Source organism: Streptomyces lydicus (assembly GCF_004125265.1).
Lineage (GTDB): Bacteria > Actinomycetota > Actinomycetes > Streptomycetales > Streptomycetaceae > Streptomyces > Streptomyces lydicus_C.
Genome location: NZ_RDTE01000003.1, coordinates 4,762,002 through 4,777,511, shown reverse-complemented (window position 1 = coordinate 4,777,511; position 15,510 = coordinate 4,762,002). Strand labels below are relative to the sequence as shown.

General features: G+C 68.2%; 14 protein-coding genes and 2 pseudogenes. 7 read left to right on the top strand and 9 right to left on the bottom strand.

What is annotated here, in order from left to right:
• The first annotated feature begins 1 nt into the window (after position 1).
• Complete coding sequence (locus tag D9V36_RS43110) at positions 2 to 484, top strand: DUF6192 family protein (RefSeq protein WP_431357693.1); 483 nt, start codon at positions 2 to 4, stop codon at positions 482 to 484.
• 536 nt (positions 485 to 1,020) lie between these two features.
• Positions 1,021 to 1,974 (top strand): IS481 family transposase, encoded by a 954-nt coding sequence (locus tag D9V36_RS23410; protein ID WP_129295507.1) that lies wholly within the window; start codon positions 1,021 to 1,023, stop codon positions 1,972 to 1,974.
• A 526-nt stretch (positions 1,975 to 2,500) separates the two neighbouring features.
• Here D9V36_RS23410 and D9V36_RS42190 read toward each other — a convergent pair.
• A complete protein-coding gene (locus D9V36_RS42190; RefSeq protein WP_129295506.1) occupies positions 2,501 to 3,538 on the bottom strand; it encodes an SMP-30/gluconolactonase/LRE family protein in 1,038 nt (345 codons plus the stop codon).
• Positions 3,539 to 3,703: 165 nt separating this feature from the next.
• On the opposite strand from D9V36_RS42190, the gene D9V36_RS23400 reads away from it, so the two are divergent.
• Positions 3,704 to 4,147, top strand: a complete 444-nt coding sequence (locus D9V36_RS23400) for a MarR family winged helix-turn-helix transcriptional regulator (protein ID WP_241720995.1) — start codon at positions 3,704 to 3,706, stop codon at positions 4,145 to 4,147.
• 929 nt (positions 4,148 to 5,076) lie between these two features.
• On the opposite strand, the pseudogene D9V36_RS42185 reads toward D9V36_RS23400, so the two are convergent.
• From D9V36_RS42185 to D9V36_RS23375, 5 genes and pseudogenes are all read right to left on the bottom strand, one after another.
• Positions 5,077 to 5,205, bottom strand: a pseudogene (locus D9V36_RS42185) (flavoprotein); the annotation flags it as partial.
• 36 nt (positions 5,206 to 5,241) lie between these two features.
• Entirely contained in the window at positions 5,242 to 6,744 is a 1,503-nt protein-coding gene (locus D9V36_RS23390; RefSeq protein ID WP_129295505.1) for an IPT/TIG domain-containing protein, read from the bottom strand.
• A gap of 362 nt (positions 6,745 to 7,106) precedes the next feature.
• A complete protein-coding gene (locus D9V36_RS23385) occupies positions 7,107 to 7,526 on the bottom strand; it encodes an arsenate reductase ArsC (RefSeq protein WP_129295504.1) in 420 nt (139 codons plus the stop codon).
• Positions 7,519 to 7,653 (bottom strand): annotated as a pseudogene (locus D9V36_RS23380) (ACR3 family arsenite efflux transporter); the annotation flags it as partial. The gene D9V36_RS23385 and the pseudogene D9V36_RS23380, both read right to left, overlap by 8 nt.
• Positions 7,654 to 7,766: 113 nt before the next feature.
• Positions 7,767 to 8,753 (bottom strand): helix-turn-helix transcriptional regulator, encoded by a 987-nt coding sequence (locus D9V36_RS23375; RefSeq protein WP_129295503.1) that lies wholly within the window; start codon positions 8,751 to 8,753, stop codon positions 7,767 to 7,769.
• A 235-nt stretch (positions 8,754 to 8,988) separates the two neighbouring features.
• Between D9V36_RS23375 and D9V36_RS23370 the strand changes: the two genes are divergently transcribed.
• The 4 genes from D9V36_RS23370 (at position 8,989) to D9V36_RS23355 (ending at position 11,860) form a co-directional block, all read left to right on the top strand.
• Positions 8,989 to 9,762, top strand: a complete 774-nt coding sequence (locus D9V36_RS23370) for an SDR family NAD(P)-dependent oxidoreductase (RefSeq protein ID WP_129295502.1) — start codon at positions 8,989 to 8,991, stop codon at positions 9,760 to 9,762.
• A gap of 2 nt (positions 9,763 to 9,764) precedes the next feature.
• On the top strand, positions 9,765 to 9,953 hold the full coding sequence (locus D9V36_RS43105; RefSeq protein WP_164993017.1) for an SRPBCC family protein: 189 nt from the start codon (positions 9,765 to 9,767) through the stop codon (positions 9,951 to 9,953).
• A gap of 6 nt (positions 9,954 to 9,959) precedes the next feature.
• A complete protein-coding gene (locus D9V36_RS23360) occupies positions 9,960 to 10,202 on the top strand; it encodes a hypothetical protein (protein WP_129295501.1) in 243 nt (80 codons plus the stop codon).
• Between the two features lie 68 nt (positions 10,203 to 10,270).
• Positions 10,271 to 11,860 carry an MFS transporter gene (locus D9V36_RS23355; RefSeq protein ID WP_129295500.1) on the top strand — a complete coding sequence of 530 codons (1,590 nt, stop codon included), beginning with the start codon at positions 10,271 to 10,273 and terminating at the stop codon, positions 11,858 to 11,860.
• Positions 11,861 to 12,059: 199 nt separating this feature from the next.
• Here D9V36_RS23355 and D9V36_RS23350 read toward each other — a convergent pair whose 3' ends face one another.
• From D9V36_RS23350 to D9V36_RS23340, 3 genes are all read right to left on the bottom strand, one after another.
• Entirely contained in the window at positions 12,060 to 12,389 is a 330-nt protein-coding gene (locus D9V36_RS23350) for a hypothetical protein (RefSeq protein WP_129295499.1), read from the bottom strand.
• Positions 12,390 to 12,824: 435 nt separating this feature from the next.
• Complete coding sequence (locus D9V36_RS23345; protein ID WP_129295498.1) at positions 12,825 to 13,547, bottom strand: hypothetical protein; 723 nt, start codon at positions 13,545 to 13,547, stop codon at positions 12,825 to 12,827.
• Positions 13,548 to 14,066: 519 nt separating this feature from the next.
• Positions 14,067 to 15,251: a homogentisate 1,2-dioxygenase gene (locus D9V36_RS23340; RefSeq protein ID WP_129295497.1), complete on the bottom strand. Its 1,185-nt coding sequence runs from the start codon at positions 15,249 to 15,251 to the stop codon at positions 14,067 to 14,069.
• Between the last annotated feature and the right edge of the window lie 259 nt (positions 15,252 to 15,510).

The window sequence follows — 15,510 nt, the reverse complement described above, 5'->3', positions numbered from 1 at the left end:
CATGCAATACCGCATACGGGCGCTTCGGGGGGCGCCCCGTCAAGGTCATAGGTCGAGTAGATACCGCCTCACGGGAGAGCATTCGATGAGTATTGCACCAGAGTTGATACGACGCGGACGAGAGTTGGTTAAGCGGGAGAGTCAACTGCAGTTCATTCTTGGGGATCTTGTCCTGGAAGTGGCACCTGTGGACGCCCCGTTGCCTCAGCGTGAGAGAGCGCTGGACGGTATTGCTGACGCTCTCCAAATGTCGCCTGGCACCTTGAGGCGGTACCGACGGGTGGCGGCCGCGTGGCCCCATGACAAGCGCAGCAAAGGCGCTTCCTGGAGTGTGCACTCCATCTTGGCTTCCCACCCGCGCCGTTTTGACCTCATCGGACATCCGCCGGCCCGTGGGCCAAGGTGGTGGACCTGTGAAGCTGCCCAGATAGCCATGAGTGCGCAGGCAGCGGAAGGCGAGTCACCTGGGGCGACTCAGGTTTAACCTCAAGCCCGGTGCCGCGCAGTCGTTGTGGCCGGCAACGCTCCGGCAAGGCCAGCCTTGAGAGGAAGATCCGATGGCAAGCGATGACAGCATCCCGCTCTTCTGGAGTGTGGAAGGGCGTCGGGCCGAGATTGTCCGCTGCCATCTTGGACACTTGGGTGCTCGGGAGACCTTTGAGGAGCTTGGCGGGTGCCCATACTGCATGTACACACCCGGCGAGCGTGTCGCCGCACTGCGAGCCAAGCAGGCTGCCGGGCGACGGCAGCGGCCCGGCAACGAAGCGCCCCAGGCAAATTGATGCTCACGACGTGAGTGAGCTCCACAGAAGGGAGTCCGTCGACGGCGAGGCCGCAGTACAGTCGCCGGCGGCACAGCGCCAATCTGCGCGATTGGACCACACGCCGTCATGGTCTACCTAGGTGTTCTGTCCACGGAGGTTGGTGACGCAGGTCTCGGCTGAGTGATCTTGAAATGGGTGAGGGCCTTCTGGCCTGGTGTGGATTGCGACATCTGCACCGGCGACCAGAAAGGCCCTCGTGCCTCACCGTAATGCACCTCTGACAGAGACCGGTCGGCTGCGTCTGGCCCGTTGCGTGGTCAAGGACGGCTGGCCACTGCGTCGGGCCGCTGAACGCTTCCAGGTCTCGCCCACAACAGCTCAGCGATGGGCTAAGCGCTACCGGCTGTTCGGGGAGGCGGGCATGGCAGACCGGTCAAGCCGCCCGCACACGAGCCCGCGCCGCACCCCGAACCGCACCGAACGGCGCATCATCAAGGTCCGGCTTCTGCGCCGGTGGGGCCCGGCCCGCATCGCACACCTGCTACGCCTGGTGCCCTCGACCGTGCACCGCGTACTGACCCGCTTCGGCCTGGCCCGCCTGGCCCACCTGGACCGGGTCACCGGCCGCGTCATACGCCGCTACGAACGCGACCGGCCAGGCGAACTCGTCCACGTGGACATCAAGAAGCTCGGCAACATCCCCGACGGCGGCGGCCACAAAACCCTCGGCCGCCAAGCAGGCCGCAAGACCCGCTCCGGCGCCGGCTACAGCTACATCCACACCGCCGTCGACGACCACTCCCGCCTCGCCTACAGCGAGATCCACACAGATGAGAAGAAGGAGACCGCCACAGGCTTCTGGGCCCGCGCCCAGGCGTTCTTCACCGCCTGCGGGATCACCGTCGAACGCGTCCTGACCGACAACGGCGCCTGCTACCGCTCACGCGACTGGCGCCGCGCCCTCACGGCGGCCGGCATCACCCACAAGCGAACCCGGCCCTACCGACCGCAGACGAACGGCAAAGTCGAACGCCTCAACCGGACCATGCTCGACGAATGGGCCTACGCCCGCTCCTACCGCTCAGAGACCGAACGCCGACAAGCGTTCCCACAGTGGCTTCACACCTACAATCACCACCGCGGACACACCGCCCTCAAGGGCCAGCCACCCGCCAGCCGCGCCCCCAACCTCACAGGGCAATACACCTAGGGCTGCTAATCCCGTAGCTCGCCGCGTTCGCGCCTGCGCACCTCAGCGCCAGCGCCGACCCACTGCGCCTCTCCGCACCCGAGCCCGCGTCGCCACGTGGCCTCCGCCTCCACCCCATCGGGGCCAGCCCCATCCCAGCCCTTTAGGGCGGTACACCAGGGTCAGCAGCGGTCAAACTGACTGCCTCCAACAAGGCCCCGTACCCAGATAGTCGCAGTTCAGGGCGCCGCCATCGCCCAACGCGCCGTTGATTCCCAAGCTCAGAGCGCGGGTTCGATTCCCGTCACCCGCTCCATATGGAAGCCCCAGGTCAGGGACCTGGGGCTTATCTGTTCTCCGGTCCGCTCGTAGGTCGCACGCCATGCACTGCCATAACGCGCCCACCAGCGGGCAGAGTTGACACCCACAAGCCTCCTCGCAGCTATGAACTCGCGCAGAAGCGCGGTGGGACGGATGCGGGAGCGGACCAGGAGACGTGCACCCCTTTCCTGCCGCAGATCATGACGTTCCTCGTCGGGACGACGGTTCAGATGCCGTCCGCCTCGGCCACCGTGAACGGCTGCGGCGTCCCGGGGCCCATCGGGCCGCCCTTGTCGAATTGGGAGCGGACGACGAGCGTCCGGCCACGGCTGTGGACGATCGTGGTCGGGATCTGGAGCGCCTGGTCGGTGATGCGGCGCTCCATGCAGGCGGACGCGCCGTCGTCGCCGACCTTCCACCGGCTGATGGCGTTGGTCACGTTGTGAACGACCCAGAGGGTGTTGCCGCGCATTTCGAGGCCGTCACCGTGCAGCGCGTCTCCGCCGTGCAGGGCGACTTGGCGTACCGCTCCCGACGCCACGTCGACGCGGTAGAGGGTGCCCGCGGTCATGTCGACTGTCAACAGATAACGGCCGGAGGGGTCGGCCACGATGCCGTTGAGCGCGACGCCGCCGGCCGGGGCGTTGGGGAGCGCACCGGCCAGGTCGTAGGCCGTGGTCAGCTCGGCACGCCCGCCGTGCGCGGCGGCCCGCGCCAGCTGCCGGGGCGTGACGCGGTAGAGGACACCCCGGTAGCTGTCGGTCAGATAGGCGCTGCCGTCCGGGCCGATCGCCAGGTCGTTGACGAACGACTTGGCGCTCCCGGTCACGTCGAAGCGGGCGATGAGCTTGTGGTCGCGAAGGTCGTAGACGGCGACGCCGGCGGTCGAGTCGATGACCCACAGTCGGCCGGCACGGTCGATCTTCAAGCCGTTGGCGGTGGTGCGCCCGTCGGTGCCGGACGGCAGAAAGAGTTGGGCGGTGCGATGTCCGGGCGTCGCCTTGTAGACGGCGCCGGTCGCGTACGAGCCGACGTAGATGTCGCCGGTGCGCGAGTCGGCAGCGATGCCTTCCGGGTACACGCGGGTGCCGGGCAGGTCGAACGCGGTGGAGATGCGAGTGCGGGTCTCGTGCCGGGCGGCGGCGTGCGAGGCCGGTGACATGGCCGCGGATTGGCCGCTCACGGTGACGGCGAGCGGCACGACGGTGGCGGTCAGGGACAAGGCGGCCGAGATCAGAGCGCGCCGTGTGATCGCTTGGGACATGGGTGGGTGCCTCCCCGTTGCCGGCGCATACGAGTGTCGTCCGCATGCGATCGAATGCGCACGAAGCTATATTCGAACTCTAATTTTCGTCAAGGCCCTAATTCACATATGGGTACTCATTGCTGGGTGAGAGCTTCCCTGCTTTATGGCCGTTACGATGCGGAGATGACGTCCATGCCCGTGTCCGAGCGCCTCGGTTCTTCCATCAAGCGCGCCGAGCAGGCTCTGAACGGTGCCAAGCACGCGGCGCTGAAGCCGACCGGTCTGACGGTCCCGCAGTACGCGGCTCTGCTCTACAGCTCCGAGCGGCCCGGCATCTCGGCCGCCGCGCTGGCGCGAGCGTGCGGAGTGACACCGCCGACCATGAACACGGTGCTGAAGAACCTCCAGGAGCGCGGCCTCATCGAGCGCACTCCGCACGAGTGGCACAAGAACGTCCTGGAGACCCGGCTCACGGATGAGGGCCGCGCCGTCATGGAGAACGCCGACGCGCGGGCGGTACCAGTGGAGCGGGCACTGGCCGCCGAGTTCACCGACGAGGAGCGGGCAACGCTTGTCGGCCTGCTCGCCCGATGCGCCGCACTGCTCGATTCCGTGCGGCCTGACTAGGCCGTGCGCGGCCATGGAACGCTCGGTCCTCGCGGCATGATCGCAGCACCGCGGGGGGGCAGGTGGAGGCCGGGGCGATGCCGGTATCGAGGGCGTGGCCGACATCACCGGGCACCACCAGGCCCCAAGACGGGGAGCCCGCAACACCGTTGGGCATCAGGCCGAACGCCACCGGGGCCAGCACGTTGCAGCGTTGGTCCCGAGAGGCATGCGCGCGTACTACCAGGTCAGGCCGTAGTCGCGTCGGCGAGCGTTCCTCCGCAGCATGTGTGCATAGCGCAGCCTGCGGACACGACAAGCCAATAGCGGAAGGGGAATTGTCAGCTGCGACAACATGCCGAACAATGCACCCGCAAACCGACTGCGGAGACTCTGCCCCTGAATCAGGGTTCTTCGCCGGGCGGCAAGCCTCTGCCGCTGCGCGATCAGCATCGCAGCCGGGCGTGCCCCATCCGTGCCCTTCAGCCCGGTCAACACCGGTCACGAGGGGCAACACGGGACCCCACGAGACGACCCAGAGAAGCAGCGTTTACCCAGGCCAGATGCAGTCTGATCACCCCAGGGCCCGTTGACTCCCAAGCTCAGAGCGCGGGTTCGATTCCCGTCACCCGCTCCACACGGAAGCCCCAGGTCAGGGACCTGGGGCTTGTTCGTTGTCCAGTCCTCTCCGGGGTGGGCGTGCCCTCCGCGTGCCCGATGACGCCAAAGCGCCCCAGGCGGACGGGGCCTGACACCCCGCCCGGCCCCGGGAGCGAGCACCCATCTCGGATCGCGCGACGCATTCTTCGTGGCCTGCACCACACACCTGCCTCGTGTGTGCGAATTCGCCTTCCCGAAAGGGGAGTTGCCCATCAGACCGAACGCGCCAGCCACGGCACCACCGCCCTGCCGGCCAGGGCCGCTGCGCAACGGGAACTGGACAACGGTGATCACGCTCGCCCCGACACCTCCGGAGCAAGCAGCTCCAACGCCTCCTCCCGGTGGAAACGGTCCGCTCCGCCACCGGCCTTCGGGTGAGGAGCGTACGAGCCGGTCAAGACGCCCAGATCGCGCAACCGCCAGGCAGGGCCGCCCAGGAACGGGGCGTGCGGACGCTACCGCCCGGTGTAGGTGAACTCGTCGTCCGGGCTGGTGGGAGAGGTGGCCTTGCCGACCGTCACGGTGATGTTCACCGTCTGCTGGACGTCGAACAGATCGGGCGCGGTTGCGATGACCTGGCCGGTGGAGACGAACTTGACCGAGCCGGATGCCTTGTCCTTGAAGTGCACGGTGGCGCCCTGGGCGAAGCCCTCGCCGTTGATGGTGACCGGGGTGCCGACCTTCCCGCTGGTCGGGCTGACCGAACTGACCACTACAGGTGCGGGTCCGCCATAGGCGAACTGCGACATCGCGATGGCCGGGGAGGTGCCGAGGGTGTTGGTGACGCGGACGTGGACGACGCCTGTTCCGTTGGGGACCTTGGCGGTGATCTTGAGGCCGGAGGGGTCGATGGTGGGCGGCTCGGTGCAGGCGAAGCGGCCGAAGTCGACCATGCTGTCCTTACTGAAACCCGTGCCGTTGATGGTCACCGTGCCGCCTGCTGTGCCGAAGGTGGGGCTCAGGTCGGTCACCACCGGCGGGGAAGGCACGTCAGGCGCCCCCACCAGGTCCAGGTAGGTGGAGTTGGCGTGCTGGTAGGCGACCTGGCCGAGGAAGTCCTGGGTGGTCTTGTTGACCAGCTTCTCGGCAAGGCTCGTGTATCCGGTGTTCATCAGACAGAGCGTGCCGGGCTGGACGTAGACGTTGCCGTTGGTGCGCCTGGCGATCTTCCCGATGAGCAGCTTCACTTCTTCGGTCGCCTGCGGTCCCGGGCTCGGGTACCAGTCGGCGGTGGTGTCGAGATCGGCCCACGCGTGCGGTACCAGGTCGTAGGCGTTGTTCTGGCGCTCGTCGATGACCCACGGCACGGAGTCGAAGTAGTCGACGAAGCTCTGCACGCCGGCGGTGGGAGCGGCATAGGTCATCACCGCGAACTTCGGCTGTTTCGGCCAGGTCTGTGCCTGCAGGTACGGCGCGAGCATGCTGGCGATGCAACCGCCCAGGCTGTGGCCGGTCAGATAGACGGTCGGCTGCGGCGAGGAGGGCGCCGCCTTGAGCGCGACGCCGAGCGCCTGAGCGAGCGTGGCGTTCGGGGAGGGAGAGGCGATCGAGCGGGCGGTGACCACTCGTGTGAACGCGTCCTTTGCCCCCTTGGAAACGTAGATGGGCGTCGGCGATCCGCTTTCGGGGAACGGGGCGACCGTGCCGACCTCGAGGTCTTCGAGGATGTCGGTCCAATCGGCGTCCGTTCCGCGAGCGACCACGGCGAACTCGTTCGAGCCGTTGGTGCTCCGTACGAGGTAGGCCATATTGGCGTTGGCCTCGCTCAGGGCCAGCCACACCAGCTCCCACGAGTCCTGCGTCGCAAGGCTGGGATCGCTCAGTTGCGCGTCGATGCCGGTGATGATGCGTTTGGTCTGCTGCTCCAGGGTTTCCCCGGACGGACGCGGGGTGGCCCCGGTGGCTGCAAGCGCAGCCAGGGTCATGTTCACCTGGGAGATTGTCGGGTCGAGTGCCATCGTCGTTCCTGCTCCTCGGATGTTTTGCCGGTGCAGAGGCTCGACGGCCTTTCGGCAGCATCAGGGCAGATCCGTGCCGAACCGACCGTCAGAGTGGATCGCACACCATCAGACCTTCCCTATGCGTTGCCCGGTGTCTTTCCTGACTTCAGACTGACCAGGTTCACCTTTCTGGCCGTTCGTCATGCACGTGTGTGGTTCGCCGAGCCAGGTGCGCAGCGCGGTCGCCAGAGCTTCGGTGTCCGCGGGACCTGTCGCCGACATCCCCCACCGCGCCTGTCCGCGCGGCCGCTAAGCCCCTACTGAGTGGCGAGTAGGGCGTGAGTTGCAGACGCTCCGGCGTCGGCGGCCTGGCGGCATGCTCATGCCTGTCCCTCAGGGGCGATCGCGTCGAGCAGTCCGCGAATCCGCTGCTCGATCTCGTCGCGGATGGGGCGCACGGCCTCGACACCCTGCCCGGCGGGGCCGGGCAACTGCCAGTCGAGGTACCGCTTACCGGGGAAGACCGGGCAGGTGTCGCCGCAGCCCATCGTGATCACGACGTCGGATGCCTGTACGGCCCCGACGGTGAGCGCCTTGGGCACCTCGGCCGAGATGTCGATGCCCACCTCGGCCATCGCTGCCACGACGGCCGGGTTCACGGCGTCGGCGGGGGCGGACCCGGCGGACCGCACCTGTACGCGGTCGCCCGCAAGGTGTGTGAGGAACGCGGCGGCCATCTGCGAGCGGCCGGCGTTGTGGACGCAGACGAACAGCACGGAGGGCGGGGCGGTGTCAGACATGCGCGGGGTCTTCCTCGGTCAGGGGCGTGCGGGCGGTGAAGAAGCGCCGGGCGTAGAGCGCAACGTAAACGAGGCCGATCAGCATCGGCACCTCGATGAGCGGGCCGACCACGCCCGCGAGGGCCTGTGCGGGCGACTTCCTTCGCCTCGGTGAGGAAGTCCTGTGTGGCGGAGCGGTCGGTGACCTGCGGCTTCACCGCGAAAACCCTGCGGACCAGTGAGAACTGCCGAGCGTAGTTCTCACTGGTCCGCAGGGTTTTCCGTTGCACTGTGCCCTGGATGTGCCCGCCGAGGTCGCGTCGCCGGCTCAGCCTCAGCCGTAAGGGGCCGGCCCGGGGAAGCCGGGGCGGAGCAGCCGGCCAGGCTGGGGGCGCTGCTCTCCAGGAGGCGCTCAAGTTTGCGGCGCGCCTCGAAGCCGTTGCGCGGTAAGTGGATCGTCACCCGCAGATCCTGGCGGTCGGACGGGTGCATCACCACATGGTCGAAGGTCATCTCGCCCAGGACCGGGTGCACGACTGCCTTGGTGCCGTTGGACTCCCAGCGGACGTCGTACTGGTCCCACAGTCGGGCGAACTCGGGGCTCTCCGCATAGAGCAGATCCGAGAGGGCAGTGAACCGGTCGTCGTCGGGGTACGAGGCGGCGGCACTGCGAAAATCGGCTACGACCGTCGGCGCCAGCGTGTCCCAATTCGTGAAGAACGAACGGTACTTGGCGTCGGTGAAGAAGGAGACGAGGCAGTTCTGGCCATCTCCCGTCAGGCCGAACACCGCCTGTGCCGAGGCGTTGATGAGGACGTAGTTCCACCAGCGGTCGAGCACATACACGGGGTACGGCGACCAGGCGTCGACGAGCTGTCCGAGCTCGGCCATGGGAGCGGCCTTCTCGGCGGCCTTTTGCTCCGGCGGTTTGAGGCCCACCAGCTGGTAGAGGTAGGCCCGCTCCGCGTGGTTGAGCTGGAGCACCCTGCTGACTGATTCGACGATCGCGTCCGACACGTTGATGCGGCGGCCTTGTTCGAGCCAGGTGTACCACGAGACCCCGATGCCGGCGAGTGTCGCGACCTCCTCGCGACGTAAGCCCGGGGTACGCCGCAGCCCGCCACCCGGAAGCCCGACATCCTCCGGTCTGACCCGGGCGCGACGCGAGCGCAGGAAGGCACGGAGCTCTTCTCGCCGTGGGTGCGGCCGTTCCTCACGGTCGGCTGAGGAGGTGTAGGTGGTGGTCATGACACCACCATAAAGCGGCTCTACCCACGTCTCGGCGATAAAGGACACGATGGTCACGTGGTCAACCGCCGTTGTTTTCGGGGCGCTTAACCCCCGGGGCCTCCTGTGCTGTTGGGCGGCGGCGGAGGTACCGGCATCGTTCCGCACCTCCGCTGGGCGGTAAACGGACGAGCCGGATTTCCGGCCGTGGCCTCTTTCCATATTTCTTGCTCACCGACGATCGACTGGATTCACGATGACGCAGAACATGCCGGGCGGGAGCCGTTTCGACGGCAAGGTTGTCCTGGTCACCGGCGGCGCCACCGGCATGGGGTACGCCGCGGCCGAGCAGTTCCTCGCCGAAGGAGCGAAGGTGGTCATCACCGGACGCAGCGAGGCCAAGCTCAAGCTCGCCGCCGAGCGGCTGACGACGGCGGGCCGGGTGCTGGCCGTACCCACCGACGTATCCAAGCCGGCCGAAGTGGACCGCCTGGTGTCCGCAGTCCGCAAGCGTTTCGGTCACCTGAACGTGATCTTCGCCAACGCAGGCGTGGGCGTCTTCAAGCGCATCGAGGAGCTCACCGAAGAGGACGTCGACTACACCGTCGATGTGAACTTCAAGGGCGTCTTCTACACCATCCAGCGTTCGCTCCCGGTGCTCCGCGACGGCAGCTCGATCGTCATCAACGCCTCGTGGACCACCCACCGCGGCCTGGCCATCGGTTCCCTCTACGCGGCCACCAAGGCTGCGGCAGCCAACCTCGCCAAGACACTGGCCAGCGATCTGTCCGACCGCCGCATCCGAGTGAACTCCGTCAGCCCCGGCTACATCGACACCGAGATGTTCCGGGAGGGCGTCCCCACCGCTGAGGCGCGCGAGGACAGCGCCCGGCAGTCGGTGCAGAAGCGCGTGGGCACCCCCGAGGACGTTGCCCGGACCGTCGCCTTCCTGGCTTCCGACGATGCGGCCTTCGTCAATGGCGTGGACCTCCTGGTCGACGGCGGCGTCGTCAACTCCGTCCCGGCCTGACCGTGGGCCGTCGCCCGGAAAACTCACCTACGAGGAGTCGGTTCACGCGTCGTTCCAGCGAAACGGCCGTCGGCATCGAAGCGCCCTCCGACAAGGTCTGGGACGTCATCGTCGATTTCGACCGGTACGGGGAGTGGAATCCCTTCATTCTCGAGGCCCGCGGCAAGGCCGCGGCCGGCCAGACGCTGTGACTGCGAATGCAGCGTCCCGAAAAGGCTCACGAAGAGGTCCACACTCCGACGGTCACCGTCGTCGGAAAGGACCGCCACCTGCAGTGGTCCGGCACCATCCGGCACGCCATGGTCTTCCGCGCACGGCACGAACTCCTGCTGGGGGAGCGCGAGTCAGGAGTGCGGCTGCGCCGGAGCGAGGACTACGGCGATCCGAGCATGCCCCTCGCGGGCGGCATGGTGCGGCGGATCGAGGAGGGCTCCTCCTGATGAACGCCGCCCTGAAGGTTCGAGCCCAGTCCCTGCGCTGACGCGCGAGCGATCAAGGAGCACATGAAGTGGATCCCCTGCCTACCGGCCGCGCCCGCCGGACCAGCCCCGCGATGACGCTGGGCGCGGTGCTGCTGACCCTATTGATCCTGCCGACCTCAGTGACCGGATCGGGAGTGGCCCTGCCGCACATCGGCCACGACACGCACGCGTCGCTGGACGCACTGCAGTGGGTGGTGCACGGCTACAACCTCACCTTCGCGAGCTTCATGCTCGCCTGCGGCTCGCTCGCCGACCTGATCGGCCGTCGGCGGATGTTCACCGCGGGCGCGGTCCTTTTCATAGCCGCGTCCCTGGTGAGCGCGCTGGCCTCGAACATCATCCTGCTCGACCTCATGCGTGGCGCGGCCGGCATCGGCGCCGCCGCCCTGCTGACGAGCGGTAGCTCCATTCTGGCCACGACCTTCGACGGAGCCGCACGTACCAGGGCGTTCGCCGCCGTGGGCATCACCACCGGCGCCGGGCTCGCACTGGGCGCCATGGCTGCGGGGGTCCTGGCGGACAACCTGGGCTGGCGTTCGTTCTACGGCGCCCATGCGCTGCTGCTGGCGCTGGTGCTGATCGCCGTGCCCTTCATGGCAGAGTCCCGCAGCGAGTCGGCGGCATCGGTCGATTGGGCGGGAACCGTGACGTTCGTCTCCAGCCTCTTCCTGCTCATGCTCGGCATGGTCGAGGGCCCGCAGTGGGGCTGGGCCAGCGAGGGCGTGCTCGCCATGCTGGCGGGATCGGTCCTCTTGATGGTGGCCTTCGTGCTGGTGGAGCGGCGGGTACGGCACCCCATGTTCGACCTGCGGCTGCTGAGCAACGGAAGGTTCATGGCGTTGTGCCTGATCCCTGTCGTGGTCACGTTCGCCTTCGTGATCCTGCTGCCCCTGCTCCCGAACTACCTGATGGTCGCCAACGGGCAGAGCAGCCAGGCGGCCGGAACCACCATGCTGCTCATGACGGTGCCGATTCTGATCACCCCGCTGTTGGCCGGCAAGCTGGTCAAATGGGGCTGTTCCAACCGCTCTGTGTTCGCAGCCAGCTTGATCTGTCTGACAGCGGGGGTGGCGTGGCTCGCCGTCGTACTGAAGCCCGGCATCGGCGCCGGTGCCCTCGCCGGTCCGCTGATCACCCTCGGTGTCGGCCTCGGGTTGAATTTTGGTCTGGTCGACGGCGCAGTGCTGGACGTCGTCTCGCCTGAGGCCACCGGTACCGCGGCCGGCTTCCTCAACACCCTGCGGCTGGGGAGTGAGGCCGTGGTCATCGCGGCGGCCGGCTCGGCTCTGGTGAACCTGGTGCGGAACTGGCTGGACAACGGGCTGGACCGGTTCCCCGGCTACCGGGGCGGTGCCACGGAGTTGGCCAACAACGTGAACTCCGGTGACCTGGGAGGGTCTCTGGTCGCCCTTCCCGGTGAAGTCCGCTCCCGTTTCTTCGGCTTCGTCGCCGAGGGACTCACCGGGGCCTGGCAATCGGTGTTGTGGGCCAGCGCCGCGATCTGCGCAGTGCTCTCCGTGGCGATCTACGCCATGCTCGCCGGGCGCAAGAGCCGGGCGACGGACGGGCCTGGCCCCGTGGCAAAGGAACGGCCCGTGACGGAGAGCATGTCGTAGCTCCACGTCTCCACACCTCGGACAACCCACGAGTGAGCGCGGGAAGGCGGGCGGCCCTTCGGGAACGCCCGCCTTCCCGCGCTGCCCTCAGCCGACCCGTCCCGTACCACTTCCCCCTCATACGACTGGAGGGAGAGCGGTCGCGACGTTCAGGCAGTCACCCTGCTCGATCCCCCGCCTGCCCGGCGCGTGCTCGCCGTCAGACCGCGCAACGGGCGAAAGCCTGCACTCTGCCGGATTGGTTCGCCTCGTTTTCGAAGCGGATCGACCACCGTCTGTCGCTCACCGCCCGGTTGCCCGTCACGTCGATATTGGCGGAGGACACGAGCCAGCCCCCGCTGACGGCAAAGGTGCCCCTGGGGCAGGTGACAGTGACGGTCTCGGTCTGGTTGGCCCCGACGGAGCGGACCGGGCTCTCTGCGGTGACGACGCGGGCGTGCGGGGTTTCGTCATCGGCCAGCGCGGGGGACGCCAGGCTGACGGCCAACGCGGGTACAGCGGCCAGGGCGAGGAGCGTGGTGCGGGACATGCTGTGACCTCTCTGAGTGGTTCGTGCGTTCTCTGCGAATCGAGCGCACCAGCCCAGGCTAGGAATGGGGTGGACGGGACCGCCATCCGATGCGCCCCATTGGAGTGACGGAATGTGCGTTGTCGGTTACTGATCGCGGTTGCCGGCCCGGGGGTCCGTCCTCCAACTGACCGACGTACGTCCGGGACGGCTCAAGCGGCATCGGCCGTCTCCTGCCGGAGCCGTGCTCGCCGTGCTCGCCGTCCGCACCACGGCGCCAGCCCCAGGTCAGTGACCTGGGGCTGGTGTGCTCTCGACCGAGGAGATGGCCGGGGGTGGTGCGGGCTCCCGTTTGCCGGTGCGGGCTCGCGATCCGCGCCGGGGTGGCAGGGCCTCGGTGCCGAGTCGGGGCCGTCTACGGAGTGCCGGTGGCCGCCGGGTTCCGCGCCAACTGGGTCAGCTGGGGCTTGTGTTGCCGCAGCGGCTGGTGCGCTCTTCGTCGGTCATCGGGCGGGACTGGATCCTGATGATCTTGTAGGTGATGTCCCCCTCGACGTCGGTGAAGTCGTGGGGACCATGGGAGTTGTGGTCGTTCACGGGAGCGAAGGGGTTCGACTGGTCGACGCCGTTGAGGTGCCAGTTGCCCTTGGCCTTCCGGGTGACCGACACCTCGTCGACCCAACCGATCTCGCCGGGCTTCAGAGTGCCCGTGGTATCGCTGCTCTCCGTGTTCTGCTTGAACCAGGTGTGCTCGATCTTCGGCAGCACCGAGACGGGGTTCGCGCCGACCGACATGCCGATGACCGTCGATTCGCCGGTGGTCTCCGCCTCGCCCTGCTTGAAGTCGGCGTTCTCGGTGGTGCAGTTGTCGCGATAGTCCCCCAGCATCGTCGGCGTGCCCTCAGTCGGCTCACCGACCCATGCGGTGGGGGTGAAGGTGCAGTCCTGACCACAGCTGGCGAGGAACTCCGCGACCTTCTCGGGGGTGCTCCAGATGCCGTCGCCCTGGGAAACGGGCACGTCCGGCGGGTCGGTTATCCAACCACCGCCGCCGCCGTCCGCCTGCGCCGGGGTGATGGACAGGCACAGCGCCGCCGCGAGCGCCATCGATCCCACCGCGACCGTCTTTGCCCGCCGGCCTCTGCCGGACGGGAGAACATTGCGTACTCGTATGTTCATCTTCTGCGTCCCTTACTTTCCACCTGAAGCGCGGATTGCGTCCTGCGATTCCGTTCACGGCTCCGGGTGTTGCCGTCCCGGGAAGGCGCACCCGTCGTGAACGAGGTGTGCAGCAGCTCCGAACCGGCAAGGAACGGAGTGCCGCCGGCCACGCGCCCCTAAGGGACTGCCGCTGCGACCGGCACACCACCGATATTCGGCCACGTGGCTCATGGTCGGCTCACAAACCGCTCACAGGCGTCGCCCGCGCGGCCGTCGCCGAAGGGACGCTCCATTTCGCGGGCTTGGCCGCGCGCTTGCCGCTCGGCGGCCGCCCGCATCCTGGGATCAACAACCATGGTTTTCCGGCCGGCCCGGTGTGCGGCGAGGGCCTGCTGCGAGCCGGCTGACGGCTGAGGCCTCACCGGCCAAAGGCAGAGGTCCCACCGGATGGCAGGGGAACTCGGTGGTGCCCGCGTCCCCCACCGGGCGGAAGGGGACGCGGGCGGGGGGCGACGGGGCAGGCCGGGGTCAGCCGAGTCAGCCGCGGTAGCTCTCGTGGCGGGTGAAGTCGGGGATCTCTACGGCTTCGAAGGCTTCGGTGTAGCGCAGGGGGCGGACGGTGTCGACGTTCCACACGTAGAACGGCAGCCGGGTGCGCGGGTTGGCGTGGCGGGCCTGGTTGGGGCCGTGGTTCATACCGGCCGGCGTGACGCTCGCCAGCCCTGCCGGCGGACCGGCCTGGCCACCGCCACCGCCACCGTCGCCGTCGCCGTCGCCCTCGCCGTCGCCGGTACCGGTACCGCTGCCGAGGAAGACCAACAGCTCGTCGTAGTCGACGTTGCGATGGGCCGGCTGTGCCTTGTCCGCGTCGTCCGCGGTCTGGGTGGGCCGAGGGGCCATGGTGACGAACCAGTTCTGCCCGGCCTGGAAGGTGGCGTTTGCCACCGGCGGCAGTTCGAGGCGCTCACAGGCGAGCGGGCGGAGGTCGGCCAGGCGCAGCCGGAAGGGGGCCAGGGTGCCGGTCCAGCCTTCCACGTCGGCGGGGTCGAAGGCGTAGAAGATCGAGGACAGTTCGCCCGCGCGCTGGACGAGCACCTCCCACTCGCCGGCCGGGTTCTGTGCGGAGGGGACGGTGATGCCGGCGTCGAGCCTGGGGACGTCGAGGACACCGCGGTCGAAGGGCAGGAAGTGCCCCAGCATCCCCCGTTCGGGAAGCGTGATCGGCTCCCGCGTCTCCACCACGTAGGTGAGGTGCCGCTCGGCGCCGGGGTCGGGGCCGCGGTCGGGGACGATCCGGTAGTTGGTGCCCCTGGGGATCACCAGGTACTCCAGCGGCCCGTACGCGAGGGTGCCGTAGTCGGTGACGAGGGCGCCGCTGCCCGACTGGACCAGCAGCAGGGTGTCACCGTCGGTGTTGCGGAAGTAGTACGGCATCGGCGCCGTCCGCTTCGACACCGAGACCCTGATGTCCTCGTTGAACATCAGCAGCGTCGGCAGGGCGCGCTCGTCGTGCTCATCGGCGGCGGGAACGTCGCTGAGCTGGACGCCCCGTGGCCGGATCGGCCCCTCCACGCGCAGCCAGTCCGTGGTCGGGTGGGCGTGGTAGAGCTGGGAGACGTCACCCTCGAACCCCTGACGGCCGTGGTGCTCCTCGAAGGTGCCCTGCGGCACCCGGGCATGGGCCTGGCGGGAGATCCGGCCCTGAACGTGCTTCGCGAACATAGCGTCACTTCTCCATCGGGCGCCGGCACACGCCAAGCGCCCCGTCCGGTGGGTGAGTTGGGGGTGGGGGTGGGGGTGGGGGTGGGGTCGTGTGGTGTGGTGTGGGTGGTGTGGCGGTCGGGCCGGCGAGCGGCCTCGCCCTGCAACAGCCGTGCCGGGCGCGGCGGCGACGCAGCCCGACCGCGCACCGCACCTCGCGGAGCCGGCAGGTACGCGCGGCCACTGGCTCGCCACGTCGCCGGCCTTTGATGCAGCGATC